The organism is Nocardia sp. NBC_00508, from assembly GCF_036346875.1.
In the GTDB taxonomy this organism is placed as follows: domain Bacteria; phylum Actinomycetota; class Actinomycetes; order Mycobacteriales; family Mycobacteriaceae; genus Nocardia.
Window position 1 is genome coordinate 730,096 of sequence record NZ_CP107852.1, and the last position, 16,031, is coordinate 746,126.

Here is a 16,031-nt window from a genome sequence, read left to right on the forward strand (position 1 = left end):
GTTCAGGCGGTGCGGACGGGGAATCGCCGCGCCCACGGCTCGTGTGGCGTGCGCGCGACGTTGAGCACGGAGCTGAGCAGTCGGTACCAGCCCGCGATGGTGACGAGTTCGAGGATCTGATCGTCGCGGTAGCGGGCGGTGAGTTCCGGCCAGAGGTCATCGGAGATGTCCGCGGTGTCGTGCAGTTCGTCGGCGAGGCGCACGAGCACGGTGTCCTGCGGCGACCACGCCGGATCGTCGGCGGTTCCGATCGCCGCGGCGTCGGTCTGCTCGGCGGTCAAACCCACCTCGGGCGCCTGGACGACGGCGTGCACACCCCACTCGTACTCCGCGCCCGCCCTGGCGCAGATGCGGTGGATGACGATCTCACGGTCGCGCGGCGGGACGCGACCGTGACCGAGGATGCCCGCGCCGAGCGGACGCATCCGGCCGAAGAGTTCCTCGTGGATCGCGAGGGTGCGGAACAGCGCCAGCGGCTCCACCGCAGCGCCGGGCGGCATCCATTTGAGCAGCTGTGCCTCGATGTCCGGTGGGTACGGCGGATTCAGTGGCGCGATGCGCGGGCCGGGTTGCTTCGCTGTCATGGTCAATCCTCTCGTGTCGGATGAAAGAGTTGATGGAGGCGCACACAACGCGCCGTGTGAGCGCCGGTATCCTGTGCTTCGAAAATCAGAGCAAGGATGGTGGCGATGGTAGCTTCGGAATCCGAAGCGGGCAAGGTGCCTGCTGTCGGCTCCCCCGTGCGCGGATCGCGCTCGGGGCGCCCGATCATGGTGCTGCTGGATCTGCTCGGCAGACGGTGGACGCTACGGGTGCTGTGGGAACTGCGGGACGGGCGCGCGGCCACCTTTCGCGAGTTGCAGGCACGGTGCGATGGCGTCTCGGCCAGCGTGCTAAACGATCGGCTGCGCGAATTGCGGGATGTGCGAATCGTGGTCGCGGGAGCGGACGGGTATCACCTCAGCGGCGACGGCATGGAGCTCGTCGCCGCGCTCGCCCCGCTCCAGGGATGGGTGCAGCGCTGGAGCGACGAAGCCGGTGACGAACCGAGCTGAGCCGGCTTCCGCCTGAGAACCCGTCCGCATCCGGCGGGCTCTCGCGCCCAGGGCGGCTTCGTCCTCCGGCGACGGTAGCGTGACGGCATGAGCATGCTCGAGGTCGCCATTGTGGGCTATGGCTTGGCTGGGTCCGTGTTCCACGCTCCGCTGATCGCCGCCGAACCTCGGATGCGAGTGGCGGCGGTAGTCACCTCGTCGGCGGAACGGGCCGAGCAGGCGCGCCACGAGCATCCTGGGGTGCGCGTGTTCTCGCACGCAGAAGAGCTGTTCGCCGCGCCGACTGGAATCGATCTGGTCGTGATCGCGACGCCCAACCGCACGCACGCGCCACTGGCCGGCCAGGCGCTCGACGCCGGGTTGCCGGTGGTGGTGGACAAACCGTTCGCGGTCTCGGTGACCGACGCCGAAGACCTCGTCGAGCGAGCGGAGCGGGCGGGGCTCGCGCTGTCGGTCTTCCAGAACCGGCGCTGGGACGGTGACTTCCGGACCGTGCGCGACCTCGTGCGGACCGGAAAGCTGGGCGTGGTGCGCCGTTTCGAGTCGCGGTTCGAGCGCTGGCGCCCGGTGCCGAAAGGCGGCTGGCGGGAGATCGGCTCCGACGAGGAGGGCGCGGGCATTCTCATCGACCTCGGCAGCCATCTGGTGGACCAGGCCGTGACGCTGCTCGGCCCGGTGCGCTCGGTGTACTGCGAGCTCGACCGGCGGCGCGAAGCGATCACCACCGACGACGACGCGTTCGTCGCCCTCACCCACACCAGCGGCGTCCGGTCCCATCTGTGGATGAATGCCGTTGCCCCGCACCTCGGCCCGCGTTTCCGGGTACTCGGCTCCGAAGCCGGTTACCTCACCTATGGGCTCGACCCGCAGGAGGACGCGCTGCGGTCCGGTCGCCGACCCGACGACGGTTTGCCATGGGGCACTGTCGAACCCGAGCGCTGGGGTGTCCTGGGCGCCGAACCGGACTTCGCGCCGCTACCGACAGCGCCGGGCGACTACCCTGCGTTCTATTCCGCGATGGCGGCGGCAGTACTCGACGGCGCGCCCGTTCCCGTCGATCCGCGCGATGCCGTCGCCACGGTCCGCCTGCTGGCGAAGGCTCGGGAGTCGGCTGCCGCAGGTGTGACCGTCACCGCCTGACCAGGGCTGGCCACCTCCGCCGCGACTCGATAACGTCGATCCCCGAGGTCGGCCCGGATGGGGCCGGTTGGGCGGAGAGGAGATCCGAATGGGTTCAACGGTTTTCGCGGTGTTCCTGCCGCTGGCCCTGGCCTTGGTGATGTTCGGGCTCGGATTGACCTTGGCCGTGGACGATTTCGCCCGCGTGCTGCGGTTTCCGAAGGCGGCGCTGATCGCGCTGGTCTGCCAGATGGCGGTGCTGCCCGCGCTGTGCCTGGGCATGATCTACCTGTTCGGCCTCGACGGCGCGCTGGCCGTCGGCATGATGCTGCTCGCGGCGTCGCCGGGTGGGCCGTCGGCCAATCTGTTCAGCCACATCGCCGGCGGCAACGTCGCGCTGAACATCACGCTGACGGCGATCAATTCGGTGCTCGCGGTGTTCACCATGCCGGTGGTGGTCGCGCTGGCCTACACGTTGTTCCTGGACGGCGACGGGTCGCTGGGACTGCGGCCGGACAAGTTCGCGCAGGTGTTCGCCATCGTGCTGGTGCCGGTCGCGATCGGCATGCTGGTGCACCGGCGGTTCCCGGCGTGGTCGCAGCGGATGCGCGGCACGGTCAAGATCCTGTCCATCGTGGTGCTCGCGCTGGTGGTCGCCGCGGCGGTCGGCAAGAACTTCGAGACGCTCACCGAGAACATCGGCACGCTGGCCTCGATCTGCCTGTCGTTCGCGGTGATCAGCCTGACCGTCGGCTACTTCGTGCCCCGGTTGTTCCGGGTGGACACCGACCAGGCGATCGCCTCGTCCATGGAGATCGGCATCCACAACGGGGCGATCGCGATCGCCGTCGCCGCGTCGGTTCTGCACCAGGACGCCATGGCCGTGCCCGGCGCGGTGTACGGCGTGCTGATGAACATCCCCGCAGCCCTCGCGGCGTATCTGCTGGCCAGGCGGGCGCGACGGGACCGGGGCACGCCGGTGCCGAGCATGGCGAGTTAGCGGCGACAACGGGCGATCCGGACACCGGCCGGCCCGATGAGTAGCCTAGCCTTTCGGATGGTCGACGCCATTCGAAGGGAGCCAGCAGCGCGATGCAACCGCTCGGTGCGAGCGATCCGGCGCGGATCGGGGACTATCGGCTGCTCGGCGTGCTGGGCGCGGGCGGCATGGGCAGGGTCTACCTGGGGCGGAACGCGGGCGGGCGCACCGTCGCGGTCAAGGTCATCCGCCCGGACATGATCGACGCCGAATTCCGCGAGCGCTTCCGGCGCGAGGTCACCGCGGCGCGGCGGGTCGGCGGACGGTTCACCGCGCCGGTGCTCGACGCCGATGTCGACGCCGACCCCCCATGGCTGGCCACCGGCTATGTGGCCGGGTTCGCGCTGGCCGACGCGGTCGACCGGTACGGCCCGTTCACCGAGAACTCGCTGCTCGTCCTGGCGCACGGGCTGGTCGAGGCGCTGGTGGCGGTGCATCGGGCGGGCGTGGTGCATCGCGACCTGAAACCGTCGAATGTCCTGCTGGCCCTCGACGGTCCCAAGGTGATCGATTTCGGCATCGCCCGCGCCATCGACGACAGCAAGCTCACCACGACCGGAAAGCTCATCGGCTCACCGGGATTCATGTGCCCGGAGCAGGTGACCGGCGATCCGATCGGCCCGGCCGCGGATATTTTCGCGCTGGGCGGCGTGCTCGTGTTCGCGGCGACCGGCCACGGGCCGTTCGGCGTCGGCGAGACGATGCAGATGCTGTGGCGGGTGGTGTACGAGCAGCCCCAGCTCGACGACGTGCCGGAACGGCTGCGTCCGCTGGTGGCGGCCTGCCTGACCAAAGACGCCGCCGCGCGCCCGACCCTGGACCAGCTGCTCACGCAGCTGACCGCCCTCGGCATCCCCGATCGCGGCGGCTGGCTGCCGGGCCCGGCGCTCGAGGAAGTCAGCAGGCGTGCGATCGAGCTGCTCGACCTGGACTCCGGCACGATCGACCGGCTGGAGCCCACGGCGCTCGCTCCGATCGACAGACCGGAGTTTCCAACACCTGGTCTAGTAGACCGCCCGGAGCTCCCTGCCCCCGGTCCACCGGATCCGGCGCGCACCGCCGACACCGTGGCCCACCCGACGCCACCACCACAGCGGCAGTACGCGCATGGCGGCCACGCCGAGGGCTCGGTGCCGACACAAAAGCGGCAGCCAGGCCCACACCCCTCTCCAGCTTTCGCCCGCCATTCCTTTGGGCAGACGACTTACCCACCCGCGCAATCTGATTCGCCTCATTTCCATCCACCCACCGCAGCGGCGTCCACCCCACGCCGCCGCGCCGTGCTGATCGGGAGCGCGCTCGTGGTCGCCGTTGTGGTCGCGGCGGCGGCATTCGTGATCGGCGCCCAGCTGCGGGCCCAGGACGCACACGGTTCCACTTCCACGACCGGAAGCGACACGGTCGCTACCGTGCCGAACGCACTGGTCGGCGAGTGGCAGGGTGTAGCCAAAGACCTGCTGGGTAGCTACGACATCATAGTGCGGCTCACTCCGGGAAAGGTCGGCGAGCAGGTCGGCGAATCGAGCAATACCGGCCGAATCGTCGGCTTGAAGTGCGGCCGGGCGGAGACACTCACGTCCGCGACCGCAGGCAGCGTGACACTGACCGCCAAACTCACCGAGGACAACGGCGGCTGCAACGACGACGGAGCGACCTCCCGATTGGAATTGCGACCGGACGGAACGATGTCGTACCGAACTCAGGGCGTGGCGGGCGATATGGCCGGGATCCTCAACCGAACCGGCTGATCGGACGCGCCGTCACCGTCATGGGCGGCAGCGCGCGTCCCACCGGTTCACGATCACGGGAATCCGCTCCAGCCGCCCCGTGTTGTAGAGCTCGCAGCAGAAGTTCACGTACTCAGGCGTATTGATGTCGACCGGTGACGCGCAGTACTCCGCCGCTGACTCTGCAGAAGCAGTAGCGACCTCCTGCCCGCCGAAGCCGAACGAGTTTGCCGCTACCGCCAACCCGAAAGCAGCGGCGATTGCGATTCGCTTCATTGATCCCCTCCCATGCAATCCCCGTAGTACGAGCCAGGGCACATGGACGCCCGGGCCGGCCAACTATACCCCGCGCGCGTGCCGCGACCGGGAGCCTTGCCCCGAGCGCGGTTGCCCGCAGGCGGTTAAGGTGCGGCGGTGGATAGAGCGGAATTTGTCGAGCGCGGTGCTTCCATCGCCGATCGTCTGACGACTACGCAAGCGCAACCGCCGTGGTGGCTGGTGGTTGCGGCCGCGGTGGCGGCGCTCATGTTGGTGGGCTACACGCCGATCTGGCGGTTGACCCGGAACATCGTCACCATCGCGCACGAAGGCGGGCATGCCGTGGTCGCGCTGCTGACCGGCCGGAAGCTCAACAGCATCCGGTTGCATTCGGACACCTCGGGCCTGACCGTGTCGAGCGGAAAGCCGTACGGCCTCGGGATGATCCTCACCACGATGGCGGGCTACCCGGCGCCGCCGCTGCTCGGTCTCGGATTCGCCGCCCTACTCGGCGCGAGCCGGATCACACTGATGCTCTGGACCGCCATCGCGCTGCTCGCCGCACTGCTGATCAAGATCAGGAACATCTACGGTGGCATCACCGTGATCGGTCTCGGCGGGTTGGTCTTCGTGGTGTCCTGGTTCGGCACCGACACCTTGCAGGCAGGTTTCGCGTACCTGGGCGCGTGGTTCCTGCTGTTCGCCGGGGCGCGTCCGGTGGCCGAGCTGCAACGCGGCCGCTCCCGCCAGCAGCGTTCCCGGAATCACGAGGTCGAGTCGGACGCCGATCAACTCGCACGGCTCACCCGCCTGCCCGGCCTGCTGTGGGTATTCGTGTTCGGCGCGATCGCGGTGGGCTCACTACTGCTCGGCGCGGGACTCCTGATCTCCGACATCGCCGAACTCAGCCTGCCGAACGTGTCGTCCGGCTCCTGATCGGTGTTCGACAGCACGACTGTTCCGCACCGAGGGCGTCGTATCAACCGCTCGGCTGGAGACGGTGGGTGGTGGGTACTCGCTTGCTGTAAAGGAAGATTCGCGTCCGGTCAGCTCGACAGGAGATTTCGCTCATGAAGTTCGTTCGTAGACTTGTCATTTGCGCGATGGCGTTCGCCGTCCCGGGGTTGTCGACAGCTGGGACAGCTGCCGCAGCCACCACGATTCCGTTCCAGATCAACGCGGCTCCGCTCGGGAATCCGAACGGGAGCTTCGATCTTGTCGGATCAGCTCGCTGCGTTGCCGTAGTCGGCGAACAGTCCGGCATCGTCGTCGTCACCGGAGCAAACCCCGGACGTTGGGGCTGCTCGGTGTCCGCGCCGGTGCAATGGATCAACCTCTCTACCGGTGCGACCGGAACCGCGCAAATGTCCAACGGGCTGCATGGATTACCTCCCGAGGCAACACTGCGCACCGGCGTCGGGCAAGTTCTCGTCGTACTCAATCCGGGCGGCATCCACACTCCCGGGTTCGCTACGTTCTACGCCCCGTAGGCGACTAATTCCTCGATACCCCCGGTCTCGACGCCGCGCTCGCCGCGCAGCGCGGCCCGGCCGGCTCGGTTAGGCTCGAAGCCCGCCCTGTGCCGCCGCCCGCTGCGGCGGCGCATCGCCGAGCAACGCCGCTTCGGGCGTCCCGATGCCAGTTCTCCCGACATCCGGAGCGACGATGTACACCCGTGCGCGCACAGCGATTCTGCACCAGTCCTTTTCGATGATCACGCTCGTCACGATGCTTTTCCTCACGGGTGCTCCCGGCGCCACCGCCTCTGCCGCACCGATCCATGCGGCCTGCGGCACCCCGTTGACGGCCGCCGAAACCGCAGAAATCGCAACGCTCTCCGACCCCGCGACGTTGACCGGTTCGTCGCTGCGGCGACTGGAACAGGCGATCGCCGATCATCAGCGGATCACCGAAATCCTGGTCCGCCATCGTGACCGGCGCGGACTGTTCGCGCTCGGGCTCGACGCGGTCGAACACGCCGCCGTGCTGCCGTTGCAGCGCGATCCCGCATCCTTCGCCGACCAGGAGTGGGCGCACCGGATCAGCCTCGAGCTGCTGTCGCGTTTCCTGCGCAATGTGCATGCCGAATTCACCGGCGCACCTACCGATCCACAGTGGACGCACTACTTCGATCTGGCCCGCCGCTGCGAGCTGTCCCCCGCCCGCGTAGCGATGGCCGGATACAACGCGCACCTCACCGTCGATCTGGCTTACTCCGTCGCGGCGGTCGGCAGTACCTCCGCCAATGCTCCCGACTACTTCCGCATCGTCGATGCGATCGCCCAACAGGGCGCGCTGATCGTCGCGTCGACCAAGGCGGTCTACGGCGCCGATCTCGGACCACTGTGGCGTTTCTACTTCGTGGGCGAGGGCTTGGACCTGCTGCTCGGCCGAGGCGTCGCGACCGGTCCACTGCTCCGTTTCGCCGACGCGGGCGCCAATGTCGTCATCTTCGGCAACGGGCTGGCCTTGCGGGACCCGGCCCTTGCGCCCGCCGCGACCGTCGAAATCGACGTCCTCTGGCGCGCCCTGGACTTCGCCTTCGACACGCTGTCGCGCCTCGGCGGTCTCTAGCCGGTGTCCTGATAACCGCCTCCCCGGCCGCGATACCGAGGGGCGGCATCAGCCTGCGCTCGTATCCCGATCTCGCGGCCCAGCGCCGCGTTCCCGGAAGCGCGTCGCATTCATTCCCCACAGCAACTGGCATTCCTCGGTCGCGCGCAACTGGCCGATGCCGACGCATACCTTCCTGCACAACGCGGTCGTCTTCGCCCTGTTCTACGACCGGTCAGCCCGGGTGCTCCCGCCACTGGCCGGCCGTCGCGCTGTGTGAAGATCATGTTGTCTCGACGCTTCGAATCGCCTCGCCCCCACGAGTTTTCACGGTCGCCGTGCGTGGGATCGCTCGCGTCGGCGTTTTCGCCAAACGACACCTGCTGCCCGACCCGAGCGAGGTGTTCCGGCTCGGTGACATCATCAGCCACCACAAGAATTCAGCCCTGCACCGCCCGGCCCACCAACCGCACTGAGGCGCCCATCGGCCTACCGAAAAGTCGCCACAACCTCGCCGACCAACTCCTGGGGCGGGCGGGTCGCATCGACGGTGCTGCCCTTCTCGTCGGCGTCCAGCGGCTCCAGCGTGGCGAGCTGGGAATCGAGCAGGCTGGGCGGCAGAAAGTGCCCGCGCCGGTGGGTGACGCGTCGCACGAGTTCATCGCGCGGTACGTCCAGTTGCAGGAAGAAGGCATCGGGCACAGCCGCGCGCAGCCGATCGCGGTAGGCCCGTTTGAGAGCGGAACAGGTGACGACAGCGCCGCGGCCGGACCGCTCGGCCATCACGGCGGCCAGGGCGTCCAGCCAAGGGGAGCGGTCGGCGTCATCCAGGGGCGTCCCCGCCGCCATCTTCGCGATATTCGCGGGTGGATGGAAGTCGTCGCCCTCGGTGTATTCGACGCCCAATGCGTCAGCCAGGCGGGTGCCCACTGTCGTCTTCCCCGAACCCGACACGCCCATGACGACGATCACCGGTACATCGTGCACTGGAACCTCCGTCCTGCGCGGTGCGATATCCCGTACCTCGACTTTGTCCTCGGCAACAGCCTGGCGGAGCATACAACGACGCAACGCGAGCACCATACCGGCCGGACGGGTAGCCGCGCGGCGTTCATCGCACGAAGCTACGCGCCGTCGACATCCGCCCTCCGCAACTCATGAGCGCGGGAAATGGCCGGAAGGCCCGGCGTCTAGTGTCATGCGGTATGGAACTACGCATCTTCACCGAGCCGCAGCAGGGCGCCAGCTATGACACGCTGCTCACCGTCGCCAAGGCTACCGAGGACTTGGGCTTCGACGCGTTCTTCCGCTCCGACCACTACCTGAGCATGGGCGACGCCGACGGTCTGCCCGGCCCCACCGACGCCTGGATCACCCTCGCCGGGCTGGCCAGGGAGACCGAGCGGATTCGGCTGGGCACCTTGGTCACCGCGGCCACGTTCCGGCTGCCCGGCCCGCTGGCCATCCAAGTCGCGCAGGTGGACCAGATGTCCGGCGGCCGGGTGGAGCTCGGCATCGGCAGCGGCTGGTTCGCCGAAGAGCATGCCGCGTACGGCATCCCGTTCCCAGCCGACAAGTTCGCCCGGCTGGAAGAACAGCTGGCGATCATCACCGGGCTCTGGGCCACCAAACCCGGCGACACCTTCAGCTACGACGGCGAGCACTATCAGCTCGCCGACTCTCCCGCCCTGCCCAAGCCGGTGCAAGACCCGATACCGCTGCTGATCGGCGGCCAGGGCGCGACCCGCACCCCGCGGCTGGCCGCACGATACGCGAGCGAGTTCAACATGCCGTTCTCCTCGATCGAGGACAGTACGCGCCAGTTCGACCGGGTTCGCGCCGCCGCCGAGGCACACGGCCGCAAGGCCGACGATCTGGTCTACTCCAACGCCCTGGTGGTGTGCGTCGGCGCGACCGACGCCGACGTGGCGCGTCGAGCCGCGGCAATAGGACGCGGCGTGGACGAACTGAAGACCAACGGCCTGACCGGTTCACCCGCCGAGGTGGTGGACAAGATCGGCCGATACGCCGAGATCGGAACCGGCCGTATCTACCTCCAGGTTCTCGATCTGGCCGATCTCGATCATCTCGAGCTGATCTCGACCCAGGTGCAGTCGCAGCTCTGAGCTGTGCACGGTGGCGACGGCAACATCCGGATCGCCGTCGTTCGTCCCGCGACAGACCCGACGCCGTCGCGCTACATCGACCACCGCCTGGCGGGTCGTGCAGGAAGCCTGCTCAGGTCGGTTTGTCGCAGGGTGACCAGTCGGTGAACAGCGCCCGAGCACGGCTGATCCGGCCTATGGTTGGGCCTATGACGCCGTTGCAGCGCTACATCGCGGAGGAAATCGCTGTCGACCACGCCGACGGCATCCTGTCCCGGCGGGAGGCGCTGCGCCGACTGGCTCTGCTCGGATTGGGCGCCGGCGCCGCGGCCGCGCTGCTCGCCGCCTGTTCGGGGAACGACACCAAGATCACCGACTTCGACCCCTCGCCCGCGGCTCCCTCGGCGCCGCCCGGCTCGGTCAACGCGATCCCCACTACCGCCATCACTTTCGCCGGACCCGGCGGCACGCAGCTACAAGCCGCGTGGGCCGCGGCGCAGCAGCCGCGGGGCGGGGTGCTGGTCATCCATGAGAACAAAGGCCTCACCGACCATATCCGCTCGGTGACCGGCCGATTCGCGGGTGCCGGATACTCCGCGCTCGCGGTCGACCTGCTCTCCTCTCGCGGCGGCACCGCCGCGTTCACCGATCCGGCCGCGGCGACCGCCGAGCTGAGTCGTATTCCGCAGGACCAGTTCGTGGCCGACCTGCGCGCCGGGCTCGATGAACTGCAGCGCCGCGTCGACGGAAAGAAGCTGGGCGCCACCGGTTTCTGCTTCGGCGGCGGCCTGACCTGGTTGCTGATGACCTCCGGTGCGTCGCAACTGGCCGCGGCGACACCTTTTTACGGCCCGTTCCCGGACAACGGCGATCTCGCCGCGTCGAAAGCCGCGGTGCTGGCGATCTACGCGTCGGCCGACGCCCGCGTGAACGCCTCCCGTCCCGCCGCCGAGGCGGCGCTGGCCCGCACCGGCACCCCGTACGAGATCTTCACTGCGCCCGACGCCGATCACGCCTACTTCAACGACACCGGGCAGCGCTACAACGCCGCGGCCGCCACGGAAACCTGGCGGCGCGTGCTCGACTGGTACAGCACGTATCTCGGCTGATGGTGGCCAGTTCGAGCACCTCGAGTCGACCGACGCGCCTGTCGCCGGATTCGCTGACGCGCGCACAATGCTGCACCCGACGTACGAACGAGCGGCTTTCGCGCCTGTACACGCCAGCGCACTATGGCACACGCGGACTATCCGGAGTTCTCATGTCGTCGGAGGTCGGCACATGGGAAGGATGAGACCTCCGTCCCACGGTCTTCCGCATGGACGCGCAAAGGCCATATCCGCTGTGGCCGGGTTGCTCATCGCCGGGGCGATAGCGGCATGCGGCGCTGAGAACCCGACCGGACCGAGTGTCCCGCCGCCGCCCACCGGAGTCGGCACCACCTCGCCGAGTAGCCCGACAGGACAGCCCGATCTCGGTGCGCCCGAGCAGGTGGCCGAGAACATCGACGTTCCATGGGGATTGGCGTTTCTGCCCGACGGCGCGGCGCTGGTGTCCGAACGCGACACCGGGCGGATCCTGCGACTGGTGCCGGGCCGCGAGCCGGAACAGGTGTACCAAGTGCCGGGAGTCGTCGCGCGGGGCGAGGGCGGGCTGCTGGGGCTCGCCGTCCCCCCGGACTATGCCGAAACCCGTTATGTCTATGCCTATTTCACGGCCGACACGGACAACCGAATCGTTCGGTTCCGGCTCGACGGCCAGCCGGAGGTGCTGGTCGCGGGCATCGCCAAGGCCGGCAATCACAACGGTGGGCGGATCGCGTTCGGGCCGGACGGCATGCTGTACGCCGGAACCGGCGATGCCGGGCAATCCCGCCGGTCGCAGGACCCCGCGAGCCCGAACGGCAAGATCCTCCGGCTGACTCCCGAAGGCCGCCCCGCTCCAGGCAATCCCGACCCCGGCTCGCCGGTCTACAGCCTCGGCCACCGCAACGTGCAGGGATTGGCGTGGGACCGGGCGGGCCGGTTGTTCGCGGCGGAGTTCGGCCAGGACCGATTCGACGAGATCAACCTGATCGAGCCGGGACGCAACTACGGCTGGCCCGCCGTCGAGGGCACGGGCGGCGTCGACCGCGGCTACACCGATCCGCTGGTCACTTGGACCACCGCGGAAGCCTCCCCCTCGGGTATCGCCATCACTGCGGACACCCTGTATGCCGCCGCGCTGCGCGGCCGACGATTGTGGACCGTACCGATGGAAGACGGCCGCTCGGGCACACCGCGTGCGGAATTGCGCGACCGCTACGGCCGATTGCGCACGGTAGAGGTGGCGCCGGACGGTGCGCTATGGCTGACCACCTCCGATACCGACGGCCGCGGGGAGGTCGACCGCGGCGACGATCGCGTGCTGCGATTCCCTGCTCGCTGAGCCGGACACCTGTTCGAGCGCCTCTGGCCGCGTTGAGCCAACAATGCTGTCTGTGACGACCACAACTCCCATATTTATTGCGCACAATATAGTTGCTCACTACATTATTGCTCATGACCGATCACCTCACCCTCGACGAGCAACTGTGCTTCCCGCTCTACGCGGCGTCCCGGGCGATGACCGCGGTCTACCGCCCGAGGCTGGAACGGCTCGGGCTCACCTACCCGCAGTACCTGGTGATGCTGGCGCTGTGGGAACGCGACGGACGCAGTGTCGGCGACGTCTGCCACGCGCTCGCCCTGGATTCCGGCACGCTGTCCCCGCTGCTCAAGCGGCTGGAGGCAGCGGGTCTGGTCGAGCGGCGGCGGTCGGCGACCGATGAGCGCCGGGTGGATATCCAGCTCACCGAGCGCGGGCGCGCGCTGCGCGCCGAGGCGGGCGACATCCCGGCCGAGATGGCCGAGGCCTGCGGCCTGTCCCCGGCGGAGTTCCTCGCGTTGCGCGACACCCTGCGGCGACTGACGCACTCGCTGATGACCCAGTTGAACGAAGGAGAGTAGACATGCAGATCCTCTACACCGCCGAAGCTCTTGCCAACGGCGACGGACGTAACGGCCACGCACGCACCACCGACGGCAAGATCGACGTGGAGCTGTCCGCTCCGAAGGAGCTGGGCGGCAACGGCGAGGGCACCAACCCCGAGCAGCTGTTCGCGGCCGGCTACGCCGCATGCTTCCATTCGGCGCTGCGCCTGGTGGGTAAGCAGGCCAAGGCGAACATCGACGATTCCGCGGTCGGCGCGAAGGTCGGCATCGGCCCGAACGGCGGCGGGGGCTTCGGTCTGGCGGTTACCCTGGAGATCTCGCTTCCCCATCTGTCCAGGGAGGACGCGCAGGCGATCGCCGACAAGGCGCACCTGGTGTGCCCGTATTCCAACGCGACCCGCGGCAACATCGACGTCCAACTCGTTGTCGCCGACGACTGATCGAGAAGGAGCGGATATGCGTGCCGTAGTCATCGAAGCGTTCGGCGAACCGAAGGACGTGCTGACCACCGCCGACCGCCCGGCACCCGAGCCGGGACCGGGCGAGGTGCGACTCGCGCTGATCCTGTCGCCGATCCACAATCACGACTTGGCCATCGTGCGCGGCGTGTACGGCTACCGGCCCGAGCTGCCCGCAATCCCGGGCACCGAGGCGGTCGCCCACGTCGACGCGGTGGGCCCCGACGTCACCGGGCTATCGGTGGGCCAGCGCGTCACGGTCTCCGGAGCGCAGAACGTGTGGGCCGAGTACTTCGTGGTCCCGGCCCGGCAGGTCATCCCGGTGCCCGACTCGGTATCCGACGAGACCGCGGCACAGCTGCTCGCGATGCCGTTGAGTGCGCTGATGCTGGTGGAAGACCTCGGCCTGAACTCGGGCGAATGGCTGGTGATCAACGCCGCCAACGGCGCGGTGGGCAGGCAGGTCAACATCTTCGCCCGGCAACGCGGACTCCATGTGCTGAACCTCGTGCGCGGACCGGCCTCGGTCGCCGCGCTGCGCGAACTCGGTCTCGAGCCGGTGCTCGACACCGAGAGCGACGGCTGGCGCGACCAGGTGGAAGCCGTGACCTCGGGCGCGCCCATCGCACGCGCCGTCGACCAGGTGGGTGGTCGCGCCGCCGCCGACGAGCTGGCGATGCTCGCGCCGGGTGGACAGCTGATCTCCTTCGGCGCGCTGTCGGGCAAGCCTCTTTCGCTCGATCCCGGCAGCCTCATCTTCAAACAGACCGTGGTCAAAGGGTTCTGGGGCTCGAAGCGGATCGAGGAGATCGGCGCCGAGCAGCGCAGGCGGCTGATCGGCGAGCTGATCGACCTCGCGGCCCGCGGTGTGCTGAAGCTGGACATCGAGGCCGCCTATCCGCTGGATTCCGCGGCCGAGGCCGCGGTCGCCACCGAGACGCCGGGGCGCAACGCCAAGATCGCGTTGCAGGCTCAGACTGTCTGAGCGTCGAGCACGGCCATCGCGGCGTTGTGCCCGGGAATGCCGCTGACCCCGCCACCTCGAATCGCCCCCGCGCCACATAGGAACACGTTGCTATGCCCGGTCGACACGCCCCACCGGGCGGCGGGGTCGGCCGGGTCGGCGTCTTCCGGGAGATAAGGGAAAGCCAGGTCGCGGTGGAAGATGTGGCCGCCCGGTAGGCCGACCTCGCGCTCGAGTTCGGGCGGGGTCTTCACCTCCAGGCAGGCTGCGCCGTTCGCATCCGTCGCCAGGCAGTCGGCGATCGGTTCCGTCAGCACCGAATCCAGTTGTGCGAGGGTTGCTTTCACCAGCTCCGCCTTTGCGCCCTCAGGATCGGCGGCGAAGAGTTTCGCCCGCGCGTGCAGCCCGAACAGCGTGAGAGTGTGCGCGCCCTGCGCGGCAAGGTCGGGCGCAAGGATGGTCGGGTCGGTCAAGGTGTGGCAGTAGATTTCGGCGGGCGGGGCGGAGGGAATGCGGCCGATCGCCGCCTCGCCATAAGCTCGGTCGAGTTGCGCGTACGACTCGCCGATGTGGAAGGTGCCTGCGAACGCCTCGCGCGGATCGACGTCGGGATCGCGCAAGCGCGGCAACCTACGCAACAGCATGTTCAGTTTCAGCTGCGCGCCTTCGGGTTTCGGCGGCAACGGCTCGCCGAGCAATCCAGCGAGCGTGTACGGCGCGGCGTTCACCAAGGCGAAGCGCGCGCCGACCCTTCCGTCCGAATAGCCGATTTCGGCTGTGCTGCCATCGGTTTCGATACTCGTCACCACGCAGCCGGTGACGATCTCGGCACCGGCCGAGCGCGCGGACCCGGCCAGCGCGTCGGTGAGCGCGCCCATGCCGCCGACCGGCACGTCCCAGTCGCCGGTGCCCCCGCCGATCACGTGATAGAGAAAGCAGCGATTCTGCCGCAGCGATGGATCGTGCGCGTGGGTGAACGTGCCGATCAGCGCGTCGGTGAGTACCACGCCGCGCACGGTGTCATTGCCGAAAGCCGACTCGATGGTCTCGCCCAACGGGCGCTCGAACAGTGCCTCCCAGGTGGCCGCGTCGTCCACCAGGTCGCGCAGCTCGTCCATGGTAGGCAGCGGGCGCGTCAGCGTCGGGAACACACGGCGCGCCAGCTGCCCGGTGGCACCGTAGAACCGTTGCCAGGCACCGAATTCCCGATCCGACCCGGTGAGCCGCGCGAAACTCGCCTCGGTCCGCGCCTGCTCGGCGGACACGAGAAGGCCGCTGTCACCGACCGGCGTATAGGACGAGATCTGCCGCCGCCGCGTCGCGAACCGCAACCCCAGCTCGTCCACGATCGACCGCGGCAGCAGACTCACCAGGTACGAGTACCGCGACAGCCGCGCGTCGACGCCCGCGAACACCCGTTCCGACACCGCGGCGCCACCCGTGTGCCGCTGCCGCTCGAGCACCAGGACCGAGCGCCCGGCCCGCGCCAGGTACGCGGCCGCCACCAAACCGTTGTGGCCGCCGCCGACGATCACGACATCGTAGAAGGAGCGAGTCGGCGTCATCCGTCCTCGATAGCACGGATCGCCCCCGAGCGACAGCGTCGCGGCCGACAACGGCGCGACTCCGCGCGCCGCCCGAAACCGTGCAGAGTCATGCTCGATGCCGCCTACCCTTGGCCCACTACGCCCACGATCGCACCGCCGACCCGCTTCCCCGCGGCTCCCGGCCGCGGTCTTCGATCCGGGACATCCACCGTGCAACTACTCCCCGCGCGCCGG

General features: G+C 68.7%; 19 protein-coding genes. 14 read left to right on the forward strand and 5 right to left on the reverse strand.

The genetic code is table 11. The features are described from left to right. Positions 1 to 2: 2 nt before the first annotated feature. Positions 3 to 584 (reverse strand): carboxymuconolactone decarboxylase family protein, encoded by a 582-nt coding sequence (locus OHA40_RS03075; RefSeq protein ID WP_330231550.1) that lies wholly within the window; start codon positions 582 to 584, stop codon positions 3 to 5. Positions 585 to 689: 105 nt separating this feature from the next. Between OHA40_RS03075 and OHA40_RS03080 the strand changes: the two genes are divergently transcribed. The 4 genes from OHA40_RS03080 to OHA40_RS03095 all read left to right on the forward strand — a co-directional run bounded on the left by OHA40_RS03080 (position 690) and on the right by OHA40_RS03095 (position 4,961). Beyond that, positions 690 to 1,055, forward strand: coding sequence for a winged helix-turn-helix transcriptional regulator (locus OHA40_RS03080; RefSeq protein ID WP_330231551.1), 366 nt, complete (start codon positions 690 to 692; stop codon positions 1,053 to 1,055). Between the two features lie 87 nt (positions 1,056 to 1,142). Continuing rightward, positions 1,143 to 2,195, forward strand: a complete 1,053-nt coding sequence (locus tag OHA40_RS03085) for a Gfo/Idh/MocA family protein (protein WP_330231552.1) — start codon at positions 1,143 to 1,145, stop codon at positions 2,193 to 2,195. An 88-nt stretch (positions 2,196 to 2,283) separates the two neighbouring features. Continuing rightward, on the forward strand, positions 2,284 to 3,174 hold the full coding sequence (locus tag OHA40_RS03090; protein WP_330231553.1) for a bile acid:sodium symporter family protein: 891 nt from the start codon (positions 2,284 to 2,286) through the stop codon (positions 3,172 to 3,174). A gap of 92 nt (positions 3,175 to 3,266) precedes the next feature. Next, positions 3,267 to 4,961 carry a serine/threonine protein kinase gene (locus OHA40_RS03095; protein ID WP_330231554.1) on the forward strand — a complete coding sequence of 565 codons (1,695 nt, stop codon included), beginning with the start codon at positions 3,267 to 3,269 and terminating at the stop codon, positions 4,959 to 4,961. A gap of 18 nt (positions 4,962 to 4,979) precedes the next feature. Here OHA40_RS03095 and OHA40_RS03100 read toward each other — a convergent pair whose 3' ends face one another. Next, the gene (locus tag OHA40_RS03100) at positions 4,980 to 5,216 is read right to left on the reverse strand and encodes a hypothetical protein (protein WP_330231555.1); all 237 of its coding nucleotides are present in this window, start codon (positions 5,214 to 5,216) and stop codon (positions 4,980 to 4,982) included. 138 nt (positions 5,217 to 5,354) lie between these two features. Between OHA40_RS03100 and OHA40_RS03105 the strand changes: the two genes are divergently transcribed. Both OHA40_RS03105 and OHA40_RS03110 read left to right on the forward strand, forming a co-directional pair. Next, complete coding sequence (locus OHA40_RS03105) at positions 5,355 to 6,134, forward strand: M50 family metallopeptidase (RefSeq protein WP_330231556.1); 780 nt, start codon at positions 5,355 to 5,357, stop codon at positions 6,132 to 6,134. A 167-nt stretch (positions 6,135 to 6,301) separates the two neighbouring features. Further along, entirely contained in the window at positions 6,302 to 6,688 is a 387-nt protein-coding gene (locus OHA40_RS03110) for a hypothetical protein (protein ID WP_330231557.1), read from the forward strand. 69 nt (positions 6,689 to 6,757) lie between these two features. Here OHA40_RS03110 and OHA40_RS03115 read toward each other — a convergent pair whose 3' ends face one another. After that, entirely contained in the window at positions 6,758 to 6,925 is a 168-nt protein-coding gene (locus OHA40_RS03115) for a hypothetical protein (RefSeq protein ID WP_330231558.1), read from the reverse strand. A 1-nt stretch (position 6,926) separates the two neighbouring features. On the opposite strand from OHA40_RS03115, the gene OHA40_RS03120 reads away from it, so the two are divergent. Further along, positions 6,927 to 7,772, forward strand: a complete 846-nt coding sequence (locus tag OHA40_RS03120) for a DUF5995 family protein (protein ID WP_330231559.1) — start codon at positions 6,927 to 6,929, stop codon at positions 7,770 to 7,772. A 317-nt stretch (positions 7,773 to 8,089) separates the two neighbouring features. After that, positions 8,090 to 8,227: a hypothetical protein gene (locus tag OHA40_RS03125; protein ID WP_330231560.1), complete on the forward strand. Its 138-nt coding sequence runs from the start codon at positions 8,090 to 8,092 to the stop codon at positions 8,225 to 8,227. Between the two features lie 13 nt (positions 8,228 to 8,240). Here the strand turns inward: OHA40_RS03125 and OHA40_RS03130 are convergent, their stop codons facing one another. Continuing rightward, the gene (locus tag OHA40_RS03130) at positions 8,241 to 8,711 is read right to left on the reverse strand and encodes a gluconokinase (protein ID WP_330234022.1); all 471 of its coding nucleotides are present in this window, start codon (positions 8,709 to 8,711) and stop codon (positions 8,241 to 8,243) included. A 245-nt stretch (positions 8,712 to 8,956) separates the two neighbouring features. On the opposite strand from OHA40_RS03130, the gene OHA40_RS03135 reads away from it, so the two are divergent. The 6 genes from OHA40_RS03135 (at position 8,957) to OHA40_RS03160 (ending at position 14,271) form a co-directional block, all read left to right on the forward strand. After that, positions 8,957 to 9,877 carry an LLM class F420-dependent oxidoreductase gene (locus OHA40_RS03135; protein ID WP_330231561.1) on the forward strand — a complete coding sequence of 307 codons (921 nt, stop codon included), beginning with the start codon at positions 8,957 to 8,959 and terminating at the stop codon, positions 9,875 to 9,877. 188 nt (positions 9,878 to 10,065) lie between these two features. Then, on the forward strand, positions 10,066 to 10,965 hold the full coding sequence (locus OHA40_RS03140) for a dienelactone hydrolase family protein (protein ID WP_330231562.1): 900 nt from the start codon (positions 10,066 to 10,068) through the stop codon (positions 10,963 to 10,965). Positions 10,966 to 11,209: 244 nt separating this feature from the next. Next, entirely contained in the window at positions 11,210 to 12,283 is a 1,074-nt protein-coding gene (locus tag OHA40_RS03145) for a PQQ-dependent sugar dehydrogenase (RefSeq protein ID WP_442944023.1), read from the forward strand. Positions 12,284 to 12,396: 113 nt separating this feature from the next. Further along, positions 12,397 to 12,843 (forward strand): MarR family winged helix-turn-helix transcriptional regulator, encoded by a 447-nt coding sequence (locus tag OHA40_RS03150; protein ID WP_330231564.1) that lies wholly within the window; start codon positions 12,397 to 12,399, stop codon positions 12,841 to 12,843. 2 nt (positions 12,844 to 12,845) lie between these two features. Next, positions 12,846 to 13,268: an organic hydroperoxide resistance protein gene (locus OHA40_RS03155; RefSeq protein WP_330231565.1), complete on the forward strand. Its 423-nt coding sequence runs from the start codon at positions 12,846 to 12,848 to the stop codon at positions 13,266 to 13,268. Between the two features lie 16 nt (positions 13,269 to 13,284). Continuing rightward, positions 13,285 to 14,271 carry a zinc-binding dehydrogenase gene (locus tag OHA40_RS03160; RefSeq protein WP_330231566.1) on the forward strand — a complete coding sequence of 329 codons (987 nt, stop codon included), beginning with the start codon at positions 13,285 to 13,287 and terminating at the stop codon, positions 14,269 to 14,271. On the opposite strand, the gene OHA40_RS03165 is transcribed toward OHA40_RS03160, so the two are convergent. Further along, positions 14,259 to 15,815, reverse strand: a complete 1,557-nt coding sequence (locus OHA40_RS03165; RefSeq protein ID WP_330231567.1) for a phytoene desaturase family protein — start codon at positions 15,813 to 15,815, stop codon at positions 14,259 to 14,261. The two genes, OHA40_RS03160 and OHA40_RS03165, sit on opposite strands and share 13 nt — an antisense overlap. Between the last annotated feature and the right edge of the window lie 216 nt (positions 15,816 to 16,031).